24 protein-coding genes and 1 other RNA gene are annotated in these 19,769 nt (G+C 63.1%); 9 read left to right on the forward strand and 16 right to left on the reverse strand.

Annotation, left to right across the window (positions count from 1 at the left end; genetic code table 11):
- Positions 1-113: 113 nt before the first annotated feature.
- From J5J09_RS13495 to J5J09_RS13510, 4 genes are all read right to left on the reverse strand, one after another.
- Positions 114-485, reverse strand: a complete 372-nt coding sequence (locus J5J09_RS13495) for a nitrile hydratase accessory protein (RefSeq protein ID WP_208551412.1) — start codon at positions 483-485, stop codon at positions 114-116.
- Positions 472-1,131, reverse strand: coding sequence for a nitrile hydratase subunit beta (gene nthB, locus J5J09_RS13500; RefSeq protein ID WP_208551413.1), 660 nt, complete (start codon positions 1,129-1,131; stop codon positions 472-474). The genes J5J09_RS13495 and nthB overlap by 14 nt, the downstream gene beginning before the upstream one ends.
- On the reverse strand, positions 1,128-1,760 hold the full coding sequence (gene nthA, locus J5J09_RS13505) for a nitrile hydratase subunit alpha (RefSeq protein ID WP_208551414.1): 633 nt from the start codon (positions 1,758-1,760) through the stop codon (positions 1,128-1,130). Before nthA ends, nthB begins: the two co-directional genes overlap by 4 nt.
- Positions 1,761-1,832: 72 nt before the next feature.
- The gene (locus J5J09_RS13510; protein ID WP_208551415.1) at positions 1,833-2,432 is read right to left on the reverse strand and encodes a LysE family translocator; all 600 of its coding nucleotides are present in this window, start codon (positions 2,430-2,432) and stop codon (positions 1,833-1,835) included.
- 143 nt (positions 2,433-2,575) lie between these two features.
- Between J5J09_RS13510 and J5J09_RS13515 the strand changes: the two genes are divergently transcribed.
- The gene (locus tag J5J09_RS13515; protein WP_208551416.1) at positions 2,576-3,421 is read left to right on the forward strand and encodes an aldo/keto reductase; all 846 of its coding nucleotides are present in this window, start codon (positions 2,576-2,578) and stop codon (positions 3,419-3,421) included.
- A 4-nt stretch (positions 3,422-3,425) separates the two neighbouring features.
- On the opposite strand, the gene J5J09_RS13520 is transcribed toward J5J09_RS13515, so the two are convergent.
- The 3 genes from J5J09_RS13520 to J5J09_RS13530 form a co-directional block, all read right to left on the reverse strand.
- Entirely contained in the window at positions 3,426-3,695 is a 270-nt protein-coding gene (locus tag J5J09_RS13520) for a hypothetical protein (RefSeq protein ID WP_208551417.1), read from the reverse strand.
- A 179-nt stretch (positions 3,696-3,874) separates the two neighbouring features.
- Positions 3,875-4,447: an acetolactate synthase small subunit gene (gene ilvN, locus J5J09_RS13525; protein WP_208551418.1), complete on the reverse strand. Its 573-nt coding sequence runs from the start codon at positions 4,445-4,447 to the stop codon at positions 3,875-3,877.
- Positions 4,448-4,463: 16 nt separating this feature from the next.
- Positions 4,464-6,242, reverse strand: coding sequence for an acetolactate synthase 3 large subunit (locus J5J09_RS13530; protein ID WP_281436236.1), 1,779 nt, complete (start codon positions 6,240-6,242; stop codon positions 4,464-4,466).
- A 321-nt stretch (positions 6,243-6,563) separates the two neighbouring features.
- Here J5J09_RS13530 and J5J09_RS13535 point away from each other — a divergent pair, with 321 nt between their 5' ends.
- Positions 6,564-8,660, forward strand: coding sequence for an ATP-binding protein (locus J5J09_RS13535; protein ID WP_208551419.1), 2,097 nt, complete (start codon positions 6,564-6,566; stop codon positions 8,658-8,660).
- On the opposite strand, the gene miaA is transcribed toward J5J09_RS13535, so the two are convergent.
- Positions 8,645-9,562: a tRNA (adenosine(37)-N6)-dimethylallyltransferase MiaA gene (gene miaA / locus J5J09_RS13540; protein WP_208553580.1), complete on the reverse strand. Its 918-nt coding sequence runs from the start codon at positions 9,560-9,562 to the stop codon at positions 8,645-8,647. The genes J5J09_RS13535 and miaA overlap by 16 nt on opposite strands.
- On the opposite strand from miaA, the gene serB reads away from it, so the two are divergent.
- Both serB and J5J09_RS13550 read left to right on the forward strand, forming a co-directional pair.
- A complete protein-coding gene (gene serB, locus J5J09_RS13545; protein WP_208551420.1) occupies positions 9,561-10,451 on the forward strand; it encodes a phosphoserine phosphatase SerB in 891 nt (296 codons plus the stop codon). The two genes, miaA and serB, sit on opposite strands and share 2 nt — an antisense overlap.
- The gene (locus tag J5J09_RS13550) at positions 10,448-11,020 is read left to right on the forward strand and encodes a GNAT family N-acetyltransferase (protein WP_208551421.1); all 573 of its coding nucleotides are present in this window, start codon (positions 10,448-10,450) and stop codon (positions 11,018-11,020) included. The genes serB and J5J09_RS13550 overlap by 4 nt, the downstream gene beginning before the upstream one ends.
- A 54-nt stretch (positions 11,021-11,074) precedes the next feature.
- On the opposite strand, the gene J5J09_RS13555 is transcribed toward J5J09_RS13550, so the two are convergent.
- The 8 genes from J5J09_RS13555 to J5J09_RS13590 all read right to left on the reverse strand — a co-directional run bounded on the left by J5J09_RS13555 (position 11,075) and on the right by J5J09_RS13590 (position 17,222).
- Positions 11,075-12,613, reverse strand: a complete 1,539-nt coding sequence (locus J5J09_RS13555; RefSeq protein ID WP_208551422.1) for a Do family serine endopeptidase — start codon at positions 12,611-12,613, stop codon at positions 11,075-11,077.
- Positions 12,614-12,708: 95 nt separating this feature from the next.
- The gene (locus J5J09_RS13560) at positions 12,709-12,894 is read right to left on the reverse strand and encodes a DUF2065 domain-containing protein (protein WP_208551423.1); all 186 of its coding nucleotides are present in this window, start codon (positions 12,892-12,894) and stop codon (positions 12,709-12,711) included.
- Positions 12,895-12,904: 10 nt separating this feature from the next.
- Complete coding sequence (locus J5J09_RS13565) at positions 12,905-13,864, reverse strand: protease modulator HflC (RefSeq protein WP_208551424.1); 960 nt, start codon at positions 13,862-13,864, stop codon at positions 12,905-12,907.
- Positions 13,864-14,970, reverse strand: a complete 1,107-nt coding sequence (gene hflK / locus J5J09_RS13570; RefSeq protein WP_208551425.1) for an FtsH protease activity modulator HflK — start codon at positions 14,968-14,970, stop codon at positions 13,864-13,866. The genes J5J09_RS13565 and hflK overlap by 1 nt, the downstream gene beginning before the upstream one ends.
- A 150-nt stretch (positions 14,971-15,120) precedes the next feature.
- On the reverse strand, positions 15,121-15,636 hold the full coding sequence (locus tag J5J09_RS13575; protein ID WP_208551426.1) for a dihydrofolate reductase: 516 nt from the start codon (positions 15,634-15,636) through the stop codon (positions 15,121-15,123).
- A complete protein-coding gene (locus J5J09_RS13580; RefSeq protein WP_208551427.1) occupies positions 15,636-16,010 on the reverse strand; it encodes a hypothetical protein in 375 nt (124 codons plus the stop codon). Before J5J09_RS13580 ends, J5J09_RS13575 begins: the two co-directional genes overlap by 1 nt.
- Positions 16,007-16,420: a HEPN domain-containing protein gene (locus J5J09_RS13585; protein ID WP_208551428.1), complete on the reverse strand. Its 414-nt coding sequence runs from the start codon at positions 16,418-16,420 to the stop codon at positions 16,007-16,009. The genes J5J09_RS13580 and J5J09_RS13585 overlap by 4 nt, the downstream gene beginning before the upstream one ends.
- Positions 16,421-16,427: 7 nt before the next feature.
- Positions 16,428-17,222, reverse strand: a complete 795-nt coding sequence (locus tag J5J09_RS13590) for a thymidylate synthase (protein ID WP_208551429.1) — start codon at positions 17,220-17,222, stop codon at positions 16,428-16,430.
- 197 nt (positions 17,223-17,419) lie between these two features.
- Between J5J09_RS13590 and J5J09_RS13595 the strand changes: the two genes are divergently transcribed.
- From J5J09_RS13595 to J5J09_RS13615, 5 genes are all read left to right on the forward strand, one after another.
- A complete protein-coding gene (locus tag J5J09_RS13595; RefSeq protein ID WP_208551430.1) occupies positions 17,420-18,142 on the forward strand; it encodes an AprI/Inh family metalloprotease inhibitor in 723 nt (240 codons plus the stop codon).
- A gap of 38 nt (positions 18,143-18,180) precedes the next feature.
- Positions 18,181-18,557: a transfer-messenger RNA gene (gene ssrA, locus J5J09_RS13600) on the forward strand.
- A 123-nt stretch (positions 18,558-18,680) separates the two neighbouring features.
- Positions 18,681-19,190, forward strand: a complete 510-nt coding sequence (locus tag J5J09_RS13605; protein WP_208551431.1) for an SspB family protein — start codon at positions 18,681-18,683, stop codon at positions 19,188-19,190.
- A 13-nt stretch (positions 19,191-19,203) separates the two neighbouring features.
- Positions 19,204-19,395, forward strand: coding sequence for a DUF4169 family protein (locus tag J5J09_RS13610; protein WP_208551432.1), 192 nt, complete (start codon positions 19,204-19,206; stop codon positions 19,393-19,395).
- Positions 19,396-19,483: 88 nt separating this feature from the next.
- Entirely contained in the window at positions 19,484-19,705 is a 222-nt protein-coding gene (locus J5J09_RS13615; RefSeq protein ID WP_208551433.1) for a ribbon-helix-helix domain-containing protein, read from the forward strand.
- Positions 19,706-19,769: the final 64 nt, after the last annotated feature.

A 19,769-nucleotide genomic window follows, 5' to 3' on the forward strand; every position in this document is an offset into this window, starting at 1 on the left:
AGGGATAACGCTAGCATAAAACCCGGTGCCGTCAACCAAAACGAGAATTTCAAACAAACACACCCGGACACTTCCTGGCGCGTCTCATCACTATAGCAGGCAAGCGGCGCATCCTAGCGCTGCGGATCGTTTTCCAGCAGGATCGGCCGACCGTGTGGCGTAGCCTCGGCTGCCCGCTTCCAGCTCTCCTGCAGCGCGAGCACGTCGCTTTCGTCGCCGATACCCTTCGACACCAGAAGGCCCGTCAGGGCCGCGACCCAGGCATCGAAATAATCCGATCCGTCCTCGGCCCGATCAGGCCCGTGCACTTCAGCCGAAAGGCGCTCCGCCCACTCGCTCCAGGAAAACACCCCGCGCTCGTGCAGATGCACGGTCATGGCGAACGCCTGCGCATGCCAGGGCTCGGCAAAGACCGGATCGCCCTCCGCCGACACGGGCAGACCCGGCGAACCCGACATCGGCGAGCGAACCTCACACGTGCTCAAGATAGCTCTCCCAGGCATCGATCGACACCGTCAGCGTCGGGTCGGCCCCCTCGCCCCAGATTTCCGATGCGTCGAAGACAACCGTGTAGACCCATTGCGGGTTCTCGCCCTTGCCATGCGCGTTGTCGTCGGGAAACACGAAACTGCCCTGCACCGCCTCGATCGTTCCCGTCTTGGCCCGCGCGTAACGCGGCAGCCGGGTATGGGTCTCGGGATGGAAGTTCTTCGTCTTGACGACGTCGCCAGGCATGAAACGCGGCTCGGAATGGACCGGCCGGTCGCAGGGGCCGCCCTTGGCAAGCACGCCGACCACCATATCGGCCTTGAGCACCCGTTGCGGCTGCCGTCCTTTCCCCATCGAATGCCCCGAGAACAGCTCCTCCCGGGTGGCGAAGCGGTGTCGCTCCAGCAGCACATCGAGTGCCCGTATCCAGATTTCGTAGTAGCTGGCCGAGAGATATGTGGCAGGCGGAATATTCTCCCGTGCATGGCGGCTTTCGTCGATGGTCCATGCGCCGAACGCACCGCAGGAGAGCGTCAAACCCAGCGCCCGCTTTTCCCAATCGGCATGGAAATAGGGCTCGTCCTTTTCAGGCGCGACCGGCCCCAGCCCCATCTGCCCGCCAAGATCGTGGGGCCCGTTCATCGCCGCGCCTCCGGCGAGAGCGCCAGCCCGGTGCCGATCATCGAGTCGCGTGTAACAAGGGCCGCAAGCGCGTCCTCGTCCAGGTCCTCGCTCCCGGCCGGCCGCTCTGGCACCACCAGGTAGCGCAGCTCAGCGGTCGAATCCCAAACGCGAATATTTTTAGAATTCTCTAAAGTTAAGCCGAATTCCTCAAGCACCGCGCGAGGATTGATCACCGCCCGCGACCGGTAGGCTGGCGCCTTGTACCAGACCGGCGGCAGCCCGAGCACCGCCCACGGATAGCAGGAGCAGAGCGTGCAGACGACGATGTTGTGGGTCTCGAGCGTGTTGAACACCGCCCGCATGTGCTCGCCCTGCCGGCCGGTGAAGCCAAGGCTTGCGATCGCCGCCGTTGCATCCTCGCGTAGCCAGTCGGCGAACCGCGGATCGGTCCAGGCCTTGGCAACCACGCGGGCGCCGTTGCGTGGCCCCACCTTCGTCTCGTAGGTTTCCACGATCGCGTCGATCGCCGCCGGATCGATCAGGCCCTTTTCGGTCAGCAGCGTCTCGAGCGCCCTCACCCGCGCCTGCATGTCGGAGTAGTGATTGTCGTGATCATGGTCGTGGTGGTGATGATCGTGGTCGTGCACGTCGGTCGGTCCGCGTTGTTGATCCCCGATGATTAAGCGGGCGGCGGATCAAATCCAAGTGAAAAGAGCGCGTTACCGTAGCATCGGCCAGAGGCTGGCCACCAGCAGCACCGCCATGGTGATGTTGAACCACTTGAGCCTGACGGGCACCGACAGCCAGTCCCGCAGAACAGACCCGAAGCCGGCCCAGGTCGACACGCTCGGCAGGTTGACGGCCGCGAACACGAGCCCGATGACGATCACGCTGAAGACGTAGCGGCCGGGCGTCGGATCGGCATAGGTCGCCATGGCCGTCACGGCCATCACCCATGCCTTGGGATTGACCCACTGGAAGGCGGCAGCGCCAAGGAACGTCATCGGCCGCGCGGCCCCTCCACCCTCCGAGAGGCTGCGCGACGTTCCGATCTTCCAGGCGATATAGACGAGGTACAAGCCGCCGGCGATCTTGAGGGCAGTATAGAGAAGAGGCACAGTCGCAAGCAGCGCCCCGAGGCCGAAGCCGACGCCGATCAGCAGCGACAGAAACCCGACCCCGATCCCCAGCATGTGCGGGATCGTCCGCCGGAACCCGAAGTTCACGCCGGAGGCAAACAGCATCATGTTGTTGGGGCCGGGCGTGATCGAGGTCGTGAAGGCAAAGACGACCAGCGTGGCAAGCGTCGCGAGTTCCATGAAATCCTCCGGTATCGAGCCACTGCATTAGCGCCTGCGCTAAGACGCCACCACACGAAAATTGTCATGGTGGCAAGCTTCGAACGCATTGTAATGGCGTGCATCTTCTCTAATCTCGGCTCCCGAAGAGGAGATCACACCCGATGCATGACAACCTCCCCACCGTCACCCTTGCAAACGGCAGTTCCGTCCCGGCCCTTGGCCTCGGCACATGGAAGATGGGCGAGCAGAAGAGCCGCGAACGGGCGGAGATCGACAGCCTTCGACTCGGCATCGATCTCGGCATGACGCTGGTCGACACGGCCGAGATGTACGGCGATGGCGGCGCGGAGATCGTGGTCGGCAAGGCGCTGGAGGACCGCCGCGACGACGTCTTCCTCGTCAGCAAGGTCTATCCGTGGAATGCGAGCTTCGAGAAGACGGTCGCCGCCTGCGAGGCAAGCCTGAAGCGTCTCGGCACCGACAGGCTGGATCTCTATCTGCTGCACTGGCGGGGCGACCATCCGCTCGACGAAACCGTCCGCGCCTTCGAGCACCTGAAACGGCAGGGCAAGATCGAGGCCTGGGGCGTGTCGAATTTCGATACAGATGATATGGAGGAGTTGTTCGCCGTACCCGATGGCGAAAAATGCGTCGCCAACCAGGTCCTCTACAATCTTGCCCGACGTGGCATCGAATACGATCTGCTGCCGTGGTGCCAGCAGCACGGCGTCGCCATCATGGCCTATTCGCCGATCGAACAGGGCCGCATTCTCGCAAACCCTGTTCTCGTCGATATGGCCAAGGCCTATCAGGCCACCCCGGCGCAAATCGCCCTCGCTTTCCTGATGGAACGCGAGGGCGTCATATCGATACCAAAGAGTGCAAGTCTGAAAAGAATTCAGGAGAACCGGGAGGCGGTGGATGTCGACCTGACGGACGAGGATCTCGCGGTTCTTGATGAGGCCTTTCCACCTCCGGCACGCAAGGTACCGCTCGAGATGATTTGAGCGATCAGGACGGCATCAGGCAGCTGTCGAGAGAGGTCGTATTGGGATCGCTACCCTCCGGACCGAACTGGTCATAGCAGTCGAGAGCCCATTCGCTCGCCGCCTCGTCCCATTCCTCGTTCGGTGCGACCGGCAGGCGCACGGTTTTCTGCAGGGTGATCGTCTCCATGGCCGGAATGCTGCTGTGGGCCTCGGATGCACTCTGCGCCGCGAGCAAGATCGCGGCGGTGACAAACAAAGAGGTGGCTGCTGACAGTATGATCGGCTTGTTCATGGTCATATCCTTCCGTGCCAAGTAAACGCGCGACCAGCGTTTTTGTTCTGCACCAGGAGAAATGAACCATTCCGGAACGGCCGATTAATCCGCCGTTAACCATATTCTTCACATGCAAGCGCCCGCTTCTCATCGAAGCGGGCGCATTCTTCTTGGCGACGACTATAAGACGCCGAAAATTACATACCTTGCGAGCCGCGGTTCATGGCCGCGATGCCGGTGCGGCAGATTTCGTTCAACCCAAGCGGCTTCATGATCGCCACGAACTGGTCGATCTTGGAGGACTTGCCGGTCAGCTCGAAGATGAAGTGGTCGACGGTCGCGTCCACCACCTTCGCATGAAAGGCATCGGCGAGACGCAGCGTCTCGGCCCGCATGTCCCCGGAGGACACCACCTTTATCAGCGCCACCTCGCGCTCGATCGGCCGCTCCTGCCCAAGCTCGCGCGCCCGGACCGTCAGGTCGACGACCCGGTGCACCGGCACGATGCGCTCGAGCTGCGCCTTGATCTGTTCGAGCACGCTTGACGTCCCGCGGGTCACGATGGTGATCCGGGAGAGATGCGCCTCGTGCTCGGTCTCGGAAACCGTCAGGCTTTCGATGTTGTAGCCACGGCCGGAAAACAGGCCGATGACGCGGGCGAGAACGCCCGGCTCGTTGTCGACGAGCACCGAGAGTGTGTGGCTCTCGATGACAGCCGTTTCCTTGGCAATGAAATAGGCCGAACCGGTCGGCTGAAGATGTGCGTTCATGGTCTTCTTCCTTCGGTCAGACGAGCTGGCGGCCCTTGGCGTCGATGGCATTGGCGACAACTTCGTCGGTCGCCTCGTCCGGCAGCAGCATTTCATTATGCGCCTTGCCCGACGGGATCATCGGGAAGCAGTTGGCGAGGTTGGCGACGCGGCAGTCGAAGATGACGGGCTTCTTCACGTCGATCATCTCCTGGATCGCCCCGTCGAGATCGTCAGGCTTCTCGCAGCGCAGGCCGACCGCGCCATAGGCTTCCGCCAGTTTGACGAAGTCGGGCATCGCTTCCGTATAGGAGTTCGACAGCCGGTTGCCGTGCAGGAGCTGCTGCCACTGGCGCACCATGCCCATGTACTGGTTGTTCAGGATGAAGATTTTGATCGGCGCCTCGTACTGGATCGCCGCCGACATTTCCTGGATGCACATCTGGATCGACGCGTCGCCGGCAATGTCGATGACGAGGCTTTCCGGATGCGCGATCTGCACGCCGAGCGCCGCAGGCAGGCCGTAGCCCATCGTGCCGAGGCCGCCCGAGGTCATCCAGCGGTTGGGCTGTTCGAATCCGTAGAACTGTGCCGCCCACATCTGGTGCTGGCCGACTTCGGTCGTGATGTAGGTATCGCGATCCTTGGTCAGTTCATAAAGCCGCTGCAGCGCGTATTGCGGCATGATCACGTCCTTGGCCGGGGTATAGGCGAAGGAATTGCGTGCCCGCCACTTGGCGATGCTGTCACGCCATTCGGCCGTCTGCGAGGCCTCCGGCTTCTTCGGCAACGCGCGCCAGGCGCGGACCATGTCTTCCAGAATGCTGCCGACATCGCCAAGGATCGGCACGTCGACCCGGACGTTCTTGTTGATCGACGACGGATCGATATCGATATGGATCTTCTTCGAGTTCGGCGAGAACGCATTGAGACGACCCGTGATGCGATCGTCGAAGCGGGCGCCGATGCAAACCATGACGTCGCAGTCGTGCATCGCCATGTTGGCCTCGTAGGACCCGTGCATGCCGAGCATGCCAAGCCAGTTCTTGCCCGATGCCGGATAGCAGCCGAGGCCCATCAGCGTCGAAGTGATCGGGAAATCAGTGAGACCGACCAGATCGCGCAACAGCTTGGAGGCTTCCGGACCCGAATTCACGACGCCGCCGCCCGAATAGATGATTGGCCGGCGCGCGTTTGCCATCAGCTCGACGGCAGCCTGGATGGCACGCGCATCGCCCTTCAGCTTCGGCTGGTAGCTGCTCTGGATCTTGTGCGTTTCTGGCGGCGTGTAGGTTCCGGTGGCGAACTGGATGTCCTTGGGAACATCGACGAGAACAGGACCGGGACGGCCCGACTGGGCGATGCGGAACGCCTCGTGGATGATGCTGGCAAGCTCGTTGACGTCCTTGACCAGCCAGTTGTGCTTCGTGCAGGGCCGGGTAATGCCGACGGTGTCGCACTCCTGGAAGGCGTCGGAGCCGATCAGCGAGGTCGGAACCTGGCCGGAAATGCAGACCAGCGGAACGCTGTCCATCAGCGCATCCTGAAGCGGCGTGACCGCATTTGTCGCGCCGGGGCCCGAGGTGACGAGCATGACGCCGACCTTGCCGGTCGACCGCGCATAGCCTTCCGCCGCGTGACCGGCGCCCTGCTCGTGGCGGACGAGGATGTGCTGGATCTCTTCCTGCTGGAAGATCTCGTCATAGATCGGAAGCACGGCGCCGCCCGGATACCCGAAGATATGCTCGACGCCATTGTCCTTGAGCGCCCGCAAAACGATTTCCGCGCCCGTCATCTGATTGTCTGTACCCGTCATGCCTCTTCCCGTCATATTTTCTCTTGGAGTTTTGGGATGGGGTGCTACCCCGGTTTCGGCCATAAAAAAAGGCCCCTTCGAGGAGCCTGTCTTCTAGCGCATGGGTGGCTGTCGCCGGATGGTTACACCATCCTGCCCATGCGCCTTCCCACCACGATAAGAACGATCGAGTTTGCCATGGGCGAAGTGATAGCCAGAAATATCCGATCCGTCAACGAACAATCGGCGCAATTATCTTTCCCTCTCACCATACCGTCGAAAGCCCTACACCTCTTGTTAACGCACCCCCGCTAGGCTCTCGCGAGCAGGGAGAAGTCCGTATTGCGTAACAACGATCTCCACACGTCCGGATCCGCCGGCGAGTTGGACCGCCGCAACACCATGGCGCCGGGCAACCGGCTGCTGGGTCGCGTCGTCGCATGCAACGGTTCGCGCGCGACCATCGCCGCTGTCGCGGAAGAAGGCGGTACCGATCTCACCGAACTCTGGTCCGTTGGTCGCCTGATCTCCATCAGCGTCGGCGAAAACCGTGTGGTCGCGCTGGCATTCTCCATGCACACGGAAGCCCACGCCTGGGGCGAAGGTGCAGACAACACCTTCCTGATCGAGGTCGAACTCCTTGGCGAGGTCTACAAGGCCCCTTCGGGCCGCGACGAGTTCACGACCGGCATTTCACGTTATCCCTATCTCGGCGCCATTGCCCATCGCATCCGCGCCGCCGACCTCCTGCGCATCTACGAAAGCCGCCAGGGCAATCATTGCGTCATCGGCAAGCTGACGCAGGATGAGTCGATCGACGCGACGATCCACATCCCGTCGATGCTCTCCAAGCATTTCGCCGTCGTCGGCTCGACCGGTGTCGGCAAGTCGACCGCCGTCTCGCTGCTGCTCCACAAGGCGATCGAGAGCGACCCGAAGCTGCGCGTCCTGATCCTCGACCCGCACAATGAGTTCGCCGCCGCCTTCCCCAACGATGCGGTCGTCATCGACACCGATACGCTCGACCTACCCTTCTGGCTGATGAAGCTCGACGAATTCGCCGAGGTGCTGTTCCGCGGCCGCCCGCCGGTCGCGGAGGAACTCGACATCCTCCGCGACGTGCTGCCCGAAGCCAAGCGCGCCTTCCGCGGTTCCGATTCGAGCCTGATGCGTCGCCAGACGGAAAAAAGCTCGATCACCGCTGATACGCCGGTGCCCTATCGCATGGCCGACCTGCTCGCCCTGATCGATGAGCGTATCGGACGCCTGGAAGGTCGCGGCGAAAAGCCGTTCCTCCGCTCGCTGAAGATGCGCGTCATCTCGGCGATCAACGATCCGCGCTACCACTTCATGTTCTCCAACAACACGATCAACGACACGATCATGGAGACCATCGCCCACATCTTCCGCATTCCGGGTGACGGCCGCCCGATCTCGACCTTCCAGCTCGCCGGTATCCCGTCGGAAGTGGTGAACTCCGTCGCCTCCGTGCTCTGCCGCATGGCCTTTGAGATCGCGCTCTGGTCCAATGGCGCGATCCATATGCTGGTCGTCTGCGAGGAAGCCCACCGCTACGTGCCGGCCGATCCCAATCTCGGCTTCTTCCCGACCCGCCAGGCGATCGCCCGCATCGCCAAGGAGGGCCGAAAGTACGGCGTTTCGCTCGGCATCATCACGCAGCGCCCCGGCGAACTGGACCAGACGATCCTGTCGCAGTGCTCGACGCTGTTCGCCATGCGTCTCTCCAACGACCGCGACCAGGAAATCATCCGCTCGGCGATCCCCGATTCGTCGATCTCCACCACCAGCTTCATCTCCTCGATCGGCAATGGAGAGGCGATTGCGTTCGGCGAGGCCATCGCGGTTCCCATGCGCATGCGCTTCTCGCGCGTCGAGGAACAATACCTGCCGAAGGCGAATGGCGTCAGCGCCAAGACCACCGAGGAGACGCCTGACACCGTCGACCTGCGCAACGTCGTCGCCCGGATGCGCGCCGTCAGCGGCGGCCCCGACATTTCGGCCTTCCAGCAGAGTTACGAGGCCGCCGCCTCGCGGCAGCCGGGGGATGACGACGACGATCGCGACGAAAGCGTCCTGCCCGACAGCCGCGACCTGCGCGCCGCCCATGCCGCCCTGTCGTCGCCAGCCCTGTCGCCACCATCCCTGTCATCCCCCGCAATGTCGTCTCCCGCACCGGCACAGGCCGCCGCTCCGCTCGAATCCTACCGATCCGACATGCTCCCCCGTGCCGAGGTGGCGGCAGCAGCGGCGCCCCGGCCGGATTTCGTCGAGATCCGCCGCGATCTGTCCCAGCCCAGCCTCCGTCGCTCCACCGACGGCGCCCAGGAGCCCGCGCCATCCCTCCGCCGGGAACCGGGCACGTCCCTGCGCGAAAGCATCCTCAGAAAGCCGCTGTCGAGCCTCTACGACAAGGATTGAGCGGCCGCCGGATCGACCCGCTGCCAGCTCTCGTCCATCTGGTTGCGGAACCATGTCATCTGCCGCTTGGCATATTGCCGCGTCGCCGCCGATGCCGTCTCGATCACTTGGGACCGCGTCATCTCGCCTTTCAACATTGCCGCAATCTGCGACACCCCGATCGCCTTCATCGCCGGCACGGCGAGCGGCAGGTCAAGCGCAAGCAGCGCCTCGACCTCCTCCACTGCCCCCTCGTCCAGCATCTTGGCGAACCGCCGGTTGATGCGGTCGGCAAGCACGGTCCGGTCCGGCAGGACGACAAGCTTCCTCGCCCGCGCCGGATCGACGATCACGGGACCGCCGGAAGACTGCAAGTCGGCGATCGACCGACCGGTCGCTTCAAGAACCTCCAGCGCCCGGACAATCCGCTGCCCGTCCGTCGCGCCCAGCCGTGCCGCCACGGCGGGATCGCGGGCCGCAAGCTCCCGATGCAGGATCTCCGCCCCCTCTTCCACCAGCCGCCCCCGCAGCCGCGTGCGCACATCCTCCGGAATGGCCGGCATCTCCGACAGCCCGCCGGTCAGCGCCTTGAAATAGAGTCCCGTCCCGCCGACGATGACAGGCAGCCGCCGTTCCGCTTTCAGCCGTTGGAGCAGCGGCCCAATCTCCCGCAGCCAGTCGCCCGTCGAATAGGACGTCGCCGGATCGACATGCCCGTAAAGCCGGTGCTCGATCCCCTCCATATCCTCCGCCGAAGGACGCGCCGTCACCACGCGCAGCACGCCGTAGACCTGCATGCTGTCGGCATTGATGACGACGCCGCCATGGCGTTTGGCGAGATCGAGCGCCAGCGCGGACTTGCCGCTGGCGGTCGGCCCGGTTATCAGGATCGCGTCCGGTTCTGTTGCGGGGTTCTTCATCATGGCCTTCGTTGCCACGCTTATCGCCAATCCGTCAAATCCCGTCCTCAGCCCAGCCCTTGGAGAAAAGGCGGCCGAGGCGGTCGGCGCCGCTGGCCTCTACTGGCTGGCGGACGGCATCGCCTGTGACATCGCGCTGAAGGACGGCTCGGATCCCGCTCAGGTCGAATCGACGCTGCGCACGCTGCTTGCAGGAATGCCCGTCGATCTGGCGGTGCAGGATCAGGAAACCCGCCGCAAGCGCTTCCTGATCGCCGACATGGATTCGACCATGATCGGTCAGGAATGCATCGACGAACTCGCCGCCGAAGTCGGCCTTAAGGAAAAAGTGTCCGCCATCACCGCCCGCGCGATGAACGGCGAGATCGAATTCGAGCCGGCCCTGCGCGAACGCGTCGCGCTTCTGAAAGGCCTGCCGGTCACCGTCGTCGATGAGGTCATCGCCAGGCGCATCACGCTGACATCAGGCGGGCCGGAACTGATCGCCACCATGAAGGCCAGGGGGCATTACACCGCTCTCGTCTCCGGCGGCTTCACCGTCTTCACCACCCGCATCGCCGCCACGCTCGGCTTCGACGAAAACCGCGCCAACATCCTGATGGAAAAGGACGGCCACCTCACCGGCGAAGTCGCGGAACCGATTTTGGGCAAGCAGGCCAAGGTCGACGCCCTCATCGACATCACCGCCCGCCTCGGCATCGAGCCCGCCGATGCCATCGCTGTCGGCGATGGAGCCAACGATCTCGGCATGCTGCATCTCGCCGGCGCCGGAGTCGCCCTGCATGCCAAGCCCGCCGTCGCGGCGGAAGCGAAAATCCGCCTCGATCATGCCGATCTGACCGGCCTCCTCTACCTGCAGGGCTACCGCAAGACCGACTTCGTGACGCCATGACCGTGATCCTGGAAACGGAACGGCTGATCCTGCGCAACTGGCGCGACGAGGACCGCGACCTCTTCCGCGAGATCAACCGCGATCCGAAGGTGATGGAGTTCTTTCCCTGGCGGCGAACCCATGAAGAGGCCGACGCCATGCTGGAGCGCGTCCGCGCCATGATCGACGCCACCGGCCTCGGCTTCTACGCCATAGAGGAGAAGGAGAGCGGCGATCCCGTCGGATTCTGCGGCCTCGGCCCCGCCATGGTGACACCCGTCATGCCGGAGGAGACAATCGAGATTGGCTGGCGGCTGGCAACCCGCTACTGGGGCAAGGGCTACGCCACAGAGGCCGCCACCGCCGCCCTCCGCTACGGCTTCATAGACCACGGACTGGAGGCGATCGTCTCCTTCGCCGTCGCCGGAAATACCCGCTCGACATCCGTCATGAAGCGCATCGGCCTCCGTCGCCTCGAAAGCCTCGATTTCGATCACCCCCGCGTGCCCGATACCCATCCGCACCTGAAGCGGCACGTCGTCTACGGCATCACCGCCGGCGCCTGGCGCGAAGCGCAGCCCTCGGCCTGAAACGAAACGGCCGCCCCAAAGGACGGCCGTGGTCTCTCTGCATAGAAGGCGCCGCTATTCCAGGGGCACCGCGATGAAGCGCAGGTCGCCGGCCTTGTTGGCAATCATCAGATGCGCGCTGCGCCGTCCGTCGCGACGGAGTGCCGTCACTGTATCGGCAACGTCCTCGGCCGACTGCACGAATTCCTGGGAGACCTCGACGATCACCTCACCCTCAGCGATCCCCTTTTCGGCAGCCGCCGAACCCGGCGCGACCGAGGTGATGACGACGCCCTCGACGCTGGCGGCAATGCCGTAACGCTCGCGGGAGGCTTCGTCGAGCGGCGCCAGCGCCATGCCGAGGATCGTGTCGCCGGCAGGCTCCTGCTGGGCGCCTTCGCCGGCCGGCGGTGCTTCGTCTGCTTCGCCGATCTCACCCTCTGTTGCCGGAGCCTGGTCGTCCGCCTTTGTGTTTGCGGCAGTCCGTTCCCCATCCTCAAGCCGGCCGAGCGTGACCTTCACGGTCTGTTCCTGGCCGTCCCTGAGGATGCGCACCTCGACTTCCTTGCCGACGGGCGATTCCGCCACCACCCGCACCAGTTCGTCGCTGTCCTTCACGTCGCGTCCGTCAAACGAAACGATGACGTCGCCGATCTCGATCGGTCCGTTTTCGACCGGCCCGCCCTTGATGACGCCGCTCACCATGGCGCCGCGCGCCGAGGTCAGCCCGACGCTCTTGGCAACCTCGTCGGTCACTTCCTGGATGCGCACGCCGAGCCAGCCGCGCCGGGTTTCCCCAAACTCGATCAACTGGTTGACGACGTTTTCGGCAAGCTCCGTCGGCACCGCGAAACCGATGCCGATCGATCCGCCGCTCGGCGAGATGATCGCGGTGTTGATGCCGATGACCTCGCCCTGCATGTTGAACAGCGGACCGCCGGAATTGCCCTTGTTGATGGCCGCATCCGTCTGGATGAAATTGTCATAGGGGCCTGCATTGATGTTGCGGCCACGCGCCGAAATGATGCCGAGAGTCACAGACCCGCCGAGCCCGAACGGGTTGCCGATCGCCATGACCCAATCGCCGATGCGCATCTTCCGGGAATCGCCGAATTTGACCGCTTTCAGCGGCTTCGGCGGCTCGACCTTCAGCACCGACAGGTCTGTCTTCGTGTCGGTGCCGATCAGTGTCGCCTTGAGTGTCGAGCCGTCGGCGAACACCGCCTCGATGTCGTCGGCGTTCTCGATCACGTGGTTGTTTGTGACGATGATGCCTGAGGGATCAATCACGAAGCCGGAGCCAAGCGAATTCACCTTCTGGCTGCCGCCGCCCTCGCGCCGGTTCTGGAAGAAGTCCTCGAACAATTCCTCGAAGGGCGAGCCTTCCGGCACTTGCGGCCGCGGCCCTTCGCCTTCTCCCTCGCCGTCGACTTTCTGGGACGTGGAGATGTTGACGACCGCGTCGAGCAGCTCTTCCGCGACATCCGAGACCGCCGCCGGGCCGACCGCCTGGGCATGGCCGGCGGACAAACCGCCGATGCCGGAGCCGGCGACAAGGGCACTCGCAAGCACGATGGACAGCAGCTTCGAAAACGGATTGGCGATCACGACCATGGGCTTCCTCGCGGCTCGGTTGAATGACGCCGGCACCATAGGATGCTTCGGCCGATTGCGAAACGGCTATTGCCGCGAAAACGGCCTCTGGCCGATCACATCCGGATGAGCCAGACCAGACCCACGCCGAGACCGATGGCAACAAGGCCCGTCATCCGCAATTGTTGTTCGGGAATTGATGGCAGCAATTTGGCCATCGCGACAAGAAAACGAGGGGCCAGTGCGTAGACCAGCCCCTCGATGATCAGAAAGAATGCGATTCCCGTCAGGAAATCCTGCATCGCCCGCCCGTCAGTTGGCGGGCGCGGCCGGTGCCGCCGGCGCTGCGGGTGCAGCGGCGCCGGGCGTGGCAGGTCCGCCGGGCGGAACCGCGCCGGCCGGATTGCCGAAGTACCGGAAGAACTCCGAGTCCGGCGACAGCACCATGGTCGTGCCGGTATTCGACATCGAGGCCACATAGGCACGCATCGACCGGTAGAAGTCGAAGAAATCAGGATCGCGCGAGAAGGCCTCGCCGAAGATGCGGTTGCGTTCCGCATCGCCCTCGCCTCGGATGATTTCCGAGTCGCGCTGCGCTTCCGACACCAGTTCGACGACCTGACGGTCGGCGATCGCCCGGCGACGCTGGCCTTCTTCACCACCACGGGCGCGGATCAGTTCGGCTTCCGCCAGACGTTCCGCCTTCATGCGCTCGAAGGTCTGCTGCGACACTTCCTGCGTCAGGTCGGTCCGGCGGATGCGGACATCCTGGATGCGCAGGCCGAGCGTTTCAGCCGCGACGTTGAGGTCCGAGTGAACCTCTGCCATCATCGACGCCCGCTCTTCCGAGAGAGCCGCGGTGAAGCTGCGCAGACCGTAGACCCGGCGAAGGCCGGCATCAAGACGGGTGCTGAGACGCGATTCGGCCGCAGCCCGGTCGCCCGATACGGTTTCCCGGAACAGACGCGGATCCTCAATGCGGTAGACCACGAAGGCGTCGACTTCATAGAAGGCACCGCCGCTCACCTGGACGCGGATGTTGTCGAGGTCGAAGCGCAGCGCCCGGTCCTCGACGTACTGGACGCGGTCGGCGTCGAGGAAGGCGAACGGCAGCTTGAAGTACAGCCCCGGCTCGGTCTTCACATCCTGGATTTCACCGAAGCGCAGAACGATCGCCTGTTCGCGTTCGTTCACCACGAAGATCGACGAATAGAGCACGAACAGCACGAGGCCGATGGTAATGATGAAGGCAGGCAATTTGTTCGAGTTCATCAGTTGCCTCCCTGCTGTGTCGTTGCTGACCGGTTCAGCTCGTTCAGCGGCAGATACGGCACGACGCCCTGCCCGCCCTCGATGATCACCTTGTTCGAGTTCTTCAGCACGTTCTCCATGGTTTCCAGGAAGATACGCTGACGCGTCACATCAGGAGCATTGACGTACTGGTCATAGATCGAGATGAAGCGCTGCGCCTCACCGGTCGCCTCGTTGACGACACGGTCGCGATAGGCGGACGCCTCTTCGCGCACCTGCGCCGCCTGGCCTCGGGCCTGACCGAGTTGCTGGTTGGCGTAGCGGTTGGCTTCTTCTACGATACGATCCTCGTCCTGTTCGGCACGCTGCACTTCTTCGAACGCGTCGGCCACTTCGCGCGGCGGAGCGGCGTCCTCGATCGGAACCGCATTGATGGCGATGCCGGCGCCGTAGCGGTCGATGGTGCCCTGGATGATATCGCGCACGAGATTGGAGATGCCTTCGCGGTCATCACGGAAGATGTCCTGCGCCGGACGACGTCCGACCACTTCGCGCATCGCGCTGTCGGCCACCTGCTGCAGCGTTTCGGCCGGAGACTCGACGTTGAACAGATAGGCTTTCGGATCGGTCACGGTGAAGAGCACCGAGAACTGCACGTTGACGATGTTCTGGTCACCCGTCAGCATCCAGCCGGTATTGGTGCCGGAGGTATTGCCGCGCGAGCCGATGTTCTGCTGCTGCTCGGTCACCTTGACCAGTTCGACGGTTTCGAGCGGCCAGAGGTGGAAGTGCAGGCCCGGCATCGAGATTTCGTCTTTCGGCTTGCCGAAACGAAGTTCGACGCCGCGTTCGTCCGGCTGCACGGTGTAGACCGCCTGCATCAGCCAGAAGACCAGGAGGATCGCGACGACGGCGAAAATCGCCCCGCCGTTGAACCCGCCCGGAACGATGTTCTTCAGCTTGTCCTGTCCCCGACGGATGATGTCCTCGAGATCCGGCGGATTTCCGTTTCCGCCACCACCACCGCCCCGGGGACGGTTAGGACCTTGTCCCCACGGACCTTGGTTGTTACCACCGCCGCCGCCGCCCCAAGGGCCGCCGCCGCCGTTCTGATTGCTCCAGGGCATTCATACCTCTTTGTTTAAAACGCTCCCAATCCCGCTCCAACGGCCGGTTTTCCGGCCACCCCGCAGGCTCATGGCATGGTTATAGGGACGAGACCCCAAGCTTTCAACGGAAAGCCCCTAACTTCTTTGAGAGCTATGGAAAATAGAGCGTTATGCCGCAGCTTTTCGGCGATAGACGACGTATAGCGTGGCGTGGCTGTCTTTCTCCCCGGCCGGAACCTTTTCCTCCGAGGTTTTGTCGAAGACAGCAGGGTCTATCTCGGGAAACACGGTATCGCCCTCGATCTCCGCCTCGACATGCGTCACGTGCAGCTCATCGGCGAGCGGCATGGCCTGCCGGTAGATCTCACCGCCCCCAACGACGAACACCGTATCGACACCGGTTTCCGCCGCAATCGCCCCTGCCCGCTCAAGGCCAGCCTCCAGGCTCGTCGCGACCTCGACCCCGTCGGGATGAAAGTCGCGATTGCGCGTCACGATCACATGCGGTCGACCCGGCAAAGGTCGCGAACCGATCGATTCGAACGTCTTCCGCCCCATCACCATCGGCTTGCCAAGCGTGATCTGCTTGAAGCGCTTCAGATCCGTCGACAACCGCCACGGCATGTCACCATCCCGCCCGATCACACCGTTCCGCGCCGCCGCCACCACGATGACGATGTTCATCAGGCAGCCAGCCTGTGTATGAGGGCATCCTCGACGTAGATGCCATTGACCATCGAACGGGAAAACCGCGCACTCGTCGTCCCGGGCACGCGCAGGACCTGCGTCAGGCCCGCGACCAGCGGATCTGACGAACTTGTGATCCTGACACGATCGAGCGGCAGGAGATCGGGGAGCCCGCTTTCGCGAGCTTTGGAGATAATCCCCGCAGCATCCAGGTATTTCTGCCCTAGATCCCGCTCGGCGTCCCTCGCGGCAACGACGAACCGCCAGCGTTCCTGATCGGAATCGTACAACCAAAACGCCGCGGTCACGCCGAAGCCCGCCCGGTCGAGCAGTTCCAGCAACCGCAGGCCGGCATCGATGTCATCCTTCACCAGCGTTTCCGCAACCATTCGAACACCCCGTCTTCCTCGGACGCCACCGCATCGCGCATTGCCGTTGCTCGCGATTGGTCGATCATATCATAGCGGGACGCCTCGGACCAATCAGTAACGGTGGACCAATGGGCGTTTAACCGCACCGACTGGGCCTGCGCCGCACGCAATTCGGCCTGGAGGCCAGAAAATTCCATGAGGCGCGCAAGATTATGGGTGTGAAGATCGTTCACGAATTTCCTGTCCGGTATCGTATCGGCCTCGAAAAAGCGCGCGAGCCGCGCCTTGAGAGCGATCTCCACCGCATAGCCGAAAAGGTAATACGCATTCGAGTATCGTCCATGGCGAAACAGAAGCTCCGCATCATCGAGCTTTTCCACCGCGATGCGTTGAAGCTCCGCCCGCCTCATTTCTCCCTCACACCGCGATCGGCGCCTTGATGTTCGGGTCGGCCTCGTAGCCTTCCAGCGTGAAGTCCTCGAAGCGGAAGTCGAAGATGTCCGTGATGTCAGGGTTGAGCCGCATCACCGGCAACGGCTTCGGCGTGCGCGACATCTGCAGCTTCGCCTGCTCGAAATGGTTGGCGTAGAGATGCGCGTCGCCGAAGGTGTGGATGAAATCGCCGGGCTGAAGCCGCGTCACCTGCGCCACCATCAGCGTCAGGAGCGCGTAGGAGGCGATGTTGAAGGGCACGCCGAGAAAGATGTCGGCGGAACGCTGGTAGAGCTGGCAGGAGAGCTTGCCGTCCGCCACGTAGAACTGGAACAGGCAATGGCACGGCGGCAGCGCCATCTCGTCCACCTCAGCCGGGTTCCAGGCCGAGACGATGTGCCGGCGCGAATTCGGATTGCTCTTGATGCTCTCGATCAGGTTGGCGATCTGGTCGATCTTGCGCCCGTCCGGCGCCGGCCAGGACCGCCATTGCGAGCCGTAGACCGGGCCGAGATCGCCGTTCTCGTCGGCCCACTCGTCCCAGATCGTCACGCCGTTCTCTTGCAGGTAGGCGATATTAGTGTCGCCGCGCAGGAACCACAGCAGCTCGTGGATGATCGACCGCAGGTGCAGCTTCTTCGTCGTCGTCACCGGAAAGCCGTCCGAGAGATCGAAGCGCATCTGGTAGCCGAACACGGAGCGCGTGCCGGTGCCCGTGCGATCGCCCCGGTCGGAGCCGTTGTCCATCACATGACGAAGAAGATCGAGATATTGCCGCATGGTTCACCACGAGTCGAAAGTAGCCGCATCCTACAGGCTCGGCCTGGGGGAACCAAGCGAAGGACCGGCCCGTAAGAGGTTTTCCATAGCCTATATGGGCTGGGTCCTGTCGATGCAAATTTTGGACCTTGCCCGCTGATCGGCAATGACGGAAGAAAGCAGGGCCGCGTTCGCGGCGCGACTAGGTGGGGATGGACATGAAAAGACTGGCAGTTCGTGCATTCGCTATCCTGGGCCTTCTGGCCCTTCTTGACATCACGGCGGCCAGCGCCCAGTCGCCGCAGGATTTCGTCGGCAACTGGACCGTCGAGGGCGGGCCGCTTGGGGCCTGCTCGATCAATCTGTCCGGCCAGGCCATGGGCGGCCAATTGAAGGCAACGACCTATACCTGCGTCGGCCCGATGTCGTTTGCCTGGGCCTGGGCGCCCACCGGCAATGGCGTGACGATCCTCGGCACCAACAACTTCCAGATTGCCACGCTCAACGTCAATCGCGGCGTGCTGACCGGTCGCATGAACGACGGCAGTCTTGTCACCATGAAGCCCGCCAGCGGCCAGCGTATCGGCGCGCCCCAACGCCAGGAGAATGCCGGCAATACCCGCCGCGAAAAGTGCTATCGCCGCTACGACAACGATCGCTGCGCCGAGGATGTCGACGTCGTCCCGCCCCGCACCGGCAATGGTCCCATCCGCGCCCAGGCTCTCAACATGCTCAACATTCGCGGCAAGGAGGACATGAAGAGCGAGATCATCGGCCGGATCGAGCCGGGCCAGTGCTTCCTGGTCGAGGCCTGCCGCGAGACCCAATGGGGTCTCAGATGCCGCGTGCCCGTCGGAGACAGCGGCCAGAAGGGCTACGTCATCAAGTATTTCAGCGACAAGACCGGCGATTACATCGTCTTCCGCAACCGCTGCCGCTGATTGCACCTGCGGCGGGAGGCCGGGATAGTTCGCCCGCCCCTCTTTTCATTGCCGGCGGAAACACCTATATCAGCCTTGCCGGGGCTTGCTCCGGCTATGGCAATAAACGGTCGGTGTAATAAACCTATTGGACCCGGGGGCGGTACCCGGCGCCTCCACCAAAAACCGGTCGGTGACGAAGTCTTTCGGACCGGCTTTTGAAGGGGGCGAAATAGGATCGACAAGGGCGTAAAGATCGAACTTTTGCTCGGCATGATACCGCCGTTATCGGGTCACAAGTGTAGTTGCAAACGACAACAACGCTAAGGGTTACGCTCTCGCTGCCTAATGGCGGTGCGGGAAACCCGCTCTAAAGTCCTTGGGGTTAGCCCCTCAAGGCGGGGTTCGAAGGCACCTGGCAACAGAAGCCTTCACCTACTCCCCTTTATGAAAATCGTGTAGTATGGCTTTCCGTGACTCGTGACCGGCTTTGACACTTCGCCGGATCATGCGATAAGGCGCGCCTCGCGAGAGGAACAGCAAGGAAAGACAGGATCACATGGCGACGGACCACATTCGCTACGACATTCTCGCTCAGGACGCCCTTCGTGGTGTCATTCGCAAGGTCTTGGCGGAGGTGGCGGCGACCGGCCGGCTGCCGGGTGATCATCACTTCTTCATCACCTTCCTGACCGGTGCGCCGGGCGTGCGCATCTCGCAGCACCTGAAAGCCAAATATGCCGAGCAGATGACCATCGTCATCCAGCACCAGTTCTGGGATCTCAAGGTCACCGACAGCCTGTTCGAGATCGGCCTCTCCTTCTCCGACACGCCGGAAAAGCTGGTCATCCCGTTCAACGCCGTCCGCGGCTTCTACGACCCCTCGGTCAACTTCGAGCTCGAATTCGACGTCCCGCTTGCGGACGAGGATGAGGAAGGCGGCGAAGTTACCGCCTATCCCGTCGCCACGGCCGAAAAGCAGGAGGATGGCGCCGAAGCCAAGCCAGCCTCCGACGAAAAGAAGGAAGGCTCCGTCGTCTCCCTCGACGCCTTCCGCAAGAAGCAGTGACGGAGCCGGGTCCATGACCGGCGACGTCGTCAATCTCCGCCAGTTCCGCAAGGCCAAGGCGCGCGACCTCAAGGCGCGCGAAGCCGAGCAGAACCGCATTGCCTTCGGCAGGACCAAGGTGGAGAAGGACCTGACGCGCGCGCTGAACGAAAAGGCCGAGCGCGCGCACGAGCAGGGACGACTGGAAAAATCCGACGAAACGTGACGTTCGCCACCGCCGCAGCGCGAGGCCGGTGGAGGAACGTTTTCGCCGTTTTTGAATTTCAATGCGTGTCGCGCAGCGGAGGTGTCTTTTGATCCGCAAACATTCCGTCTCCCTCCATGGTCACCGGACCAGCCTGTCGCTCGAGGAACCCTTCTGGCAGGAACTGAAAGCCATCGCATCCGATCGCGGCCTCTCGCTGGCCGCCCTCGTGGCCGAGATCGACGAGACCCGCGAGGCCTCCACCAACCTCTCCTCCGCCCTTCGCCTGCATGTGCTCGATGTGTTGAAGGCCGGCGCGGCCGGGGACTGAACGGGCTTGGACGGCATTTGCAAGCGCCTCTGACCGACGCTCCTGGGACCGGATTCATGCTCGC

Source organism: Ciceribacter sp. L1K22 (genome assembly GCF_017599385.1).
Classification (GTDB): Bacteria; Pseudomonadota; Alphaproteobacteria; order Rhizobiales; family Rhizobiaceae; genus Allorhizobium.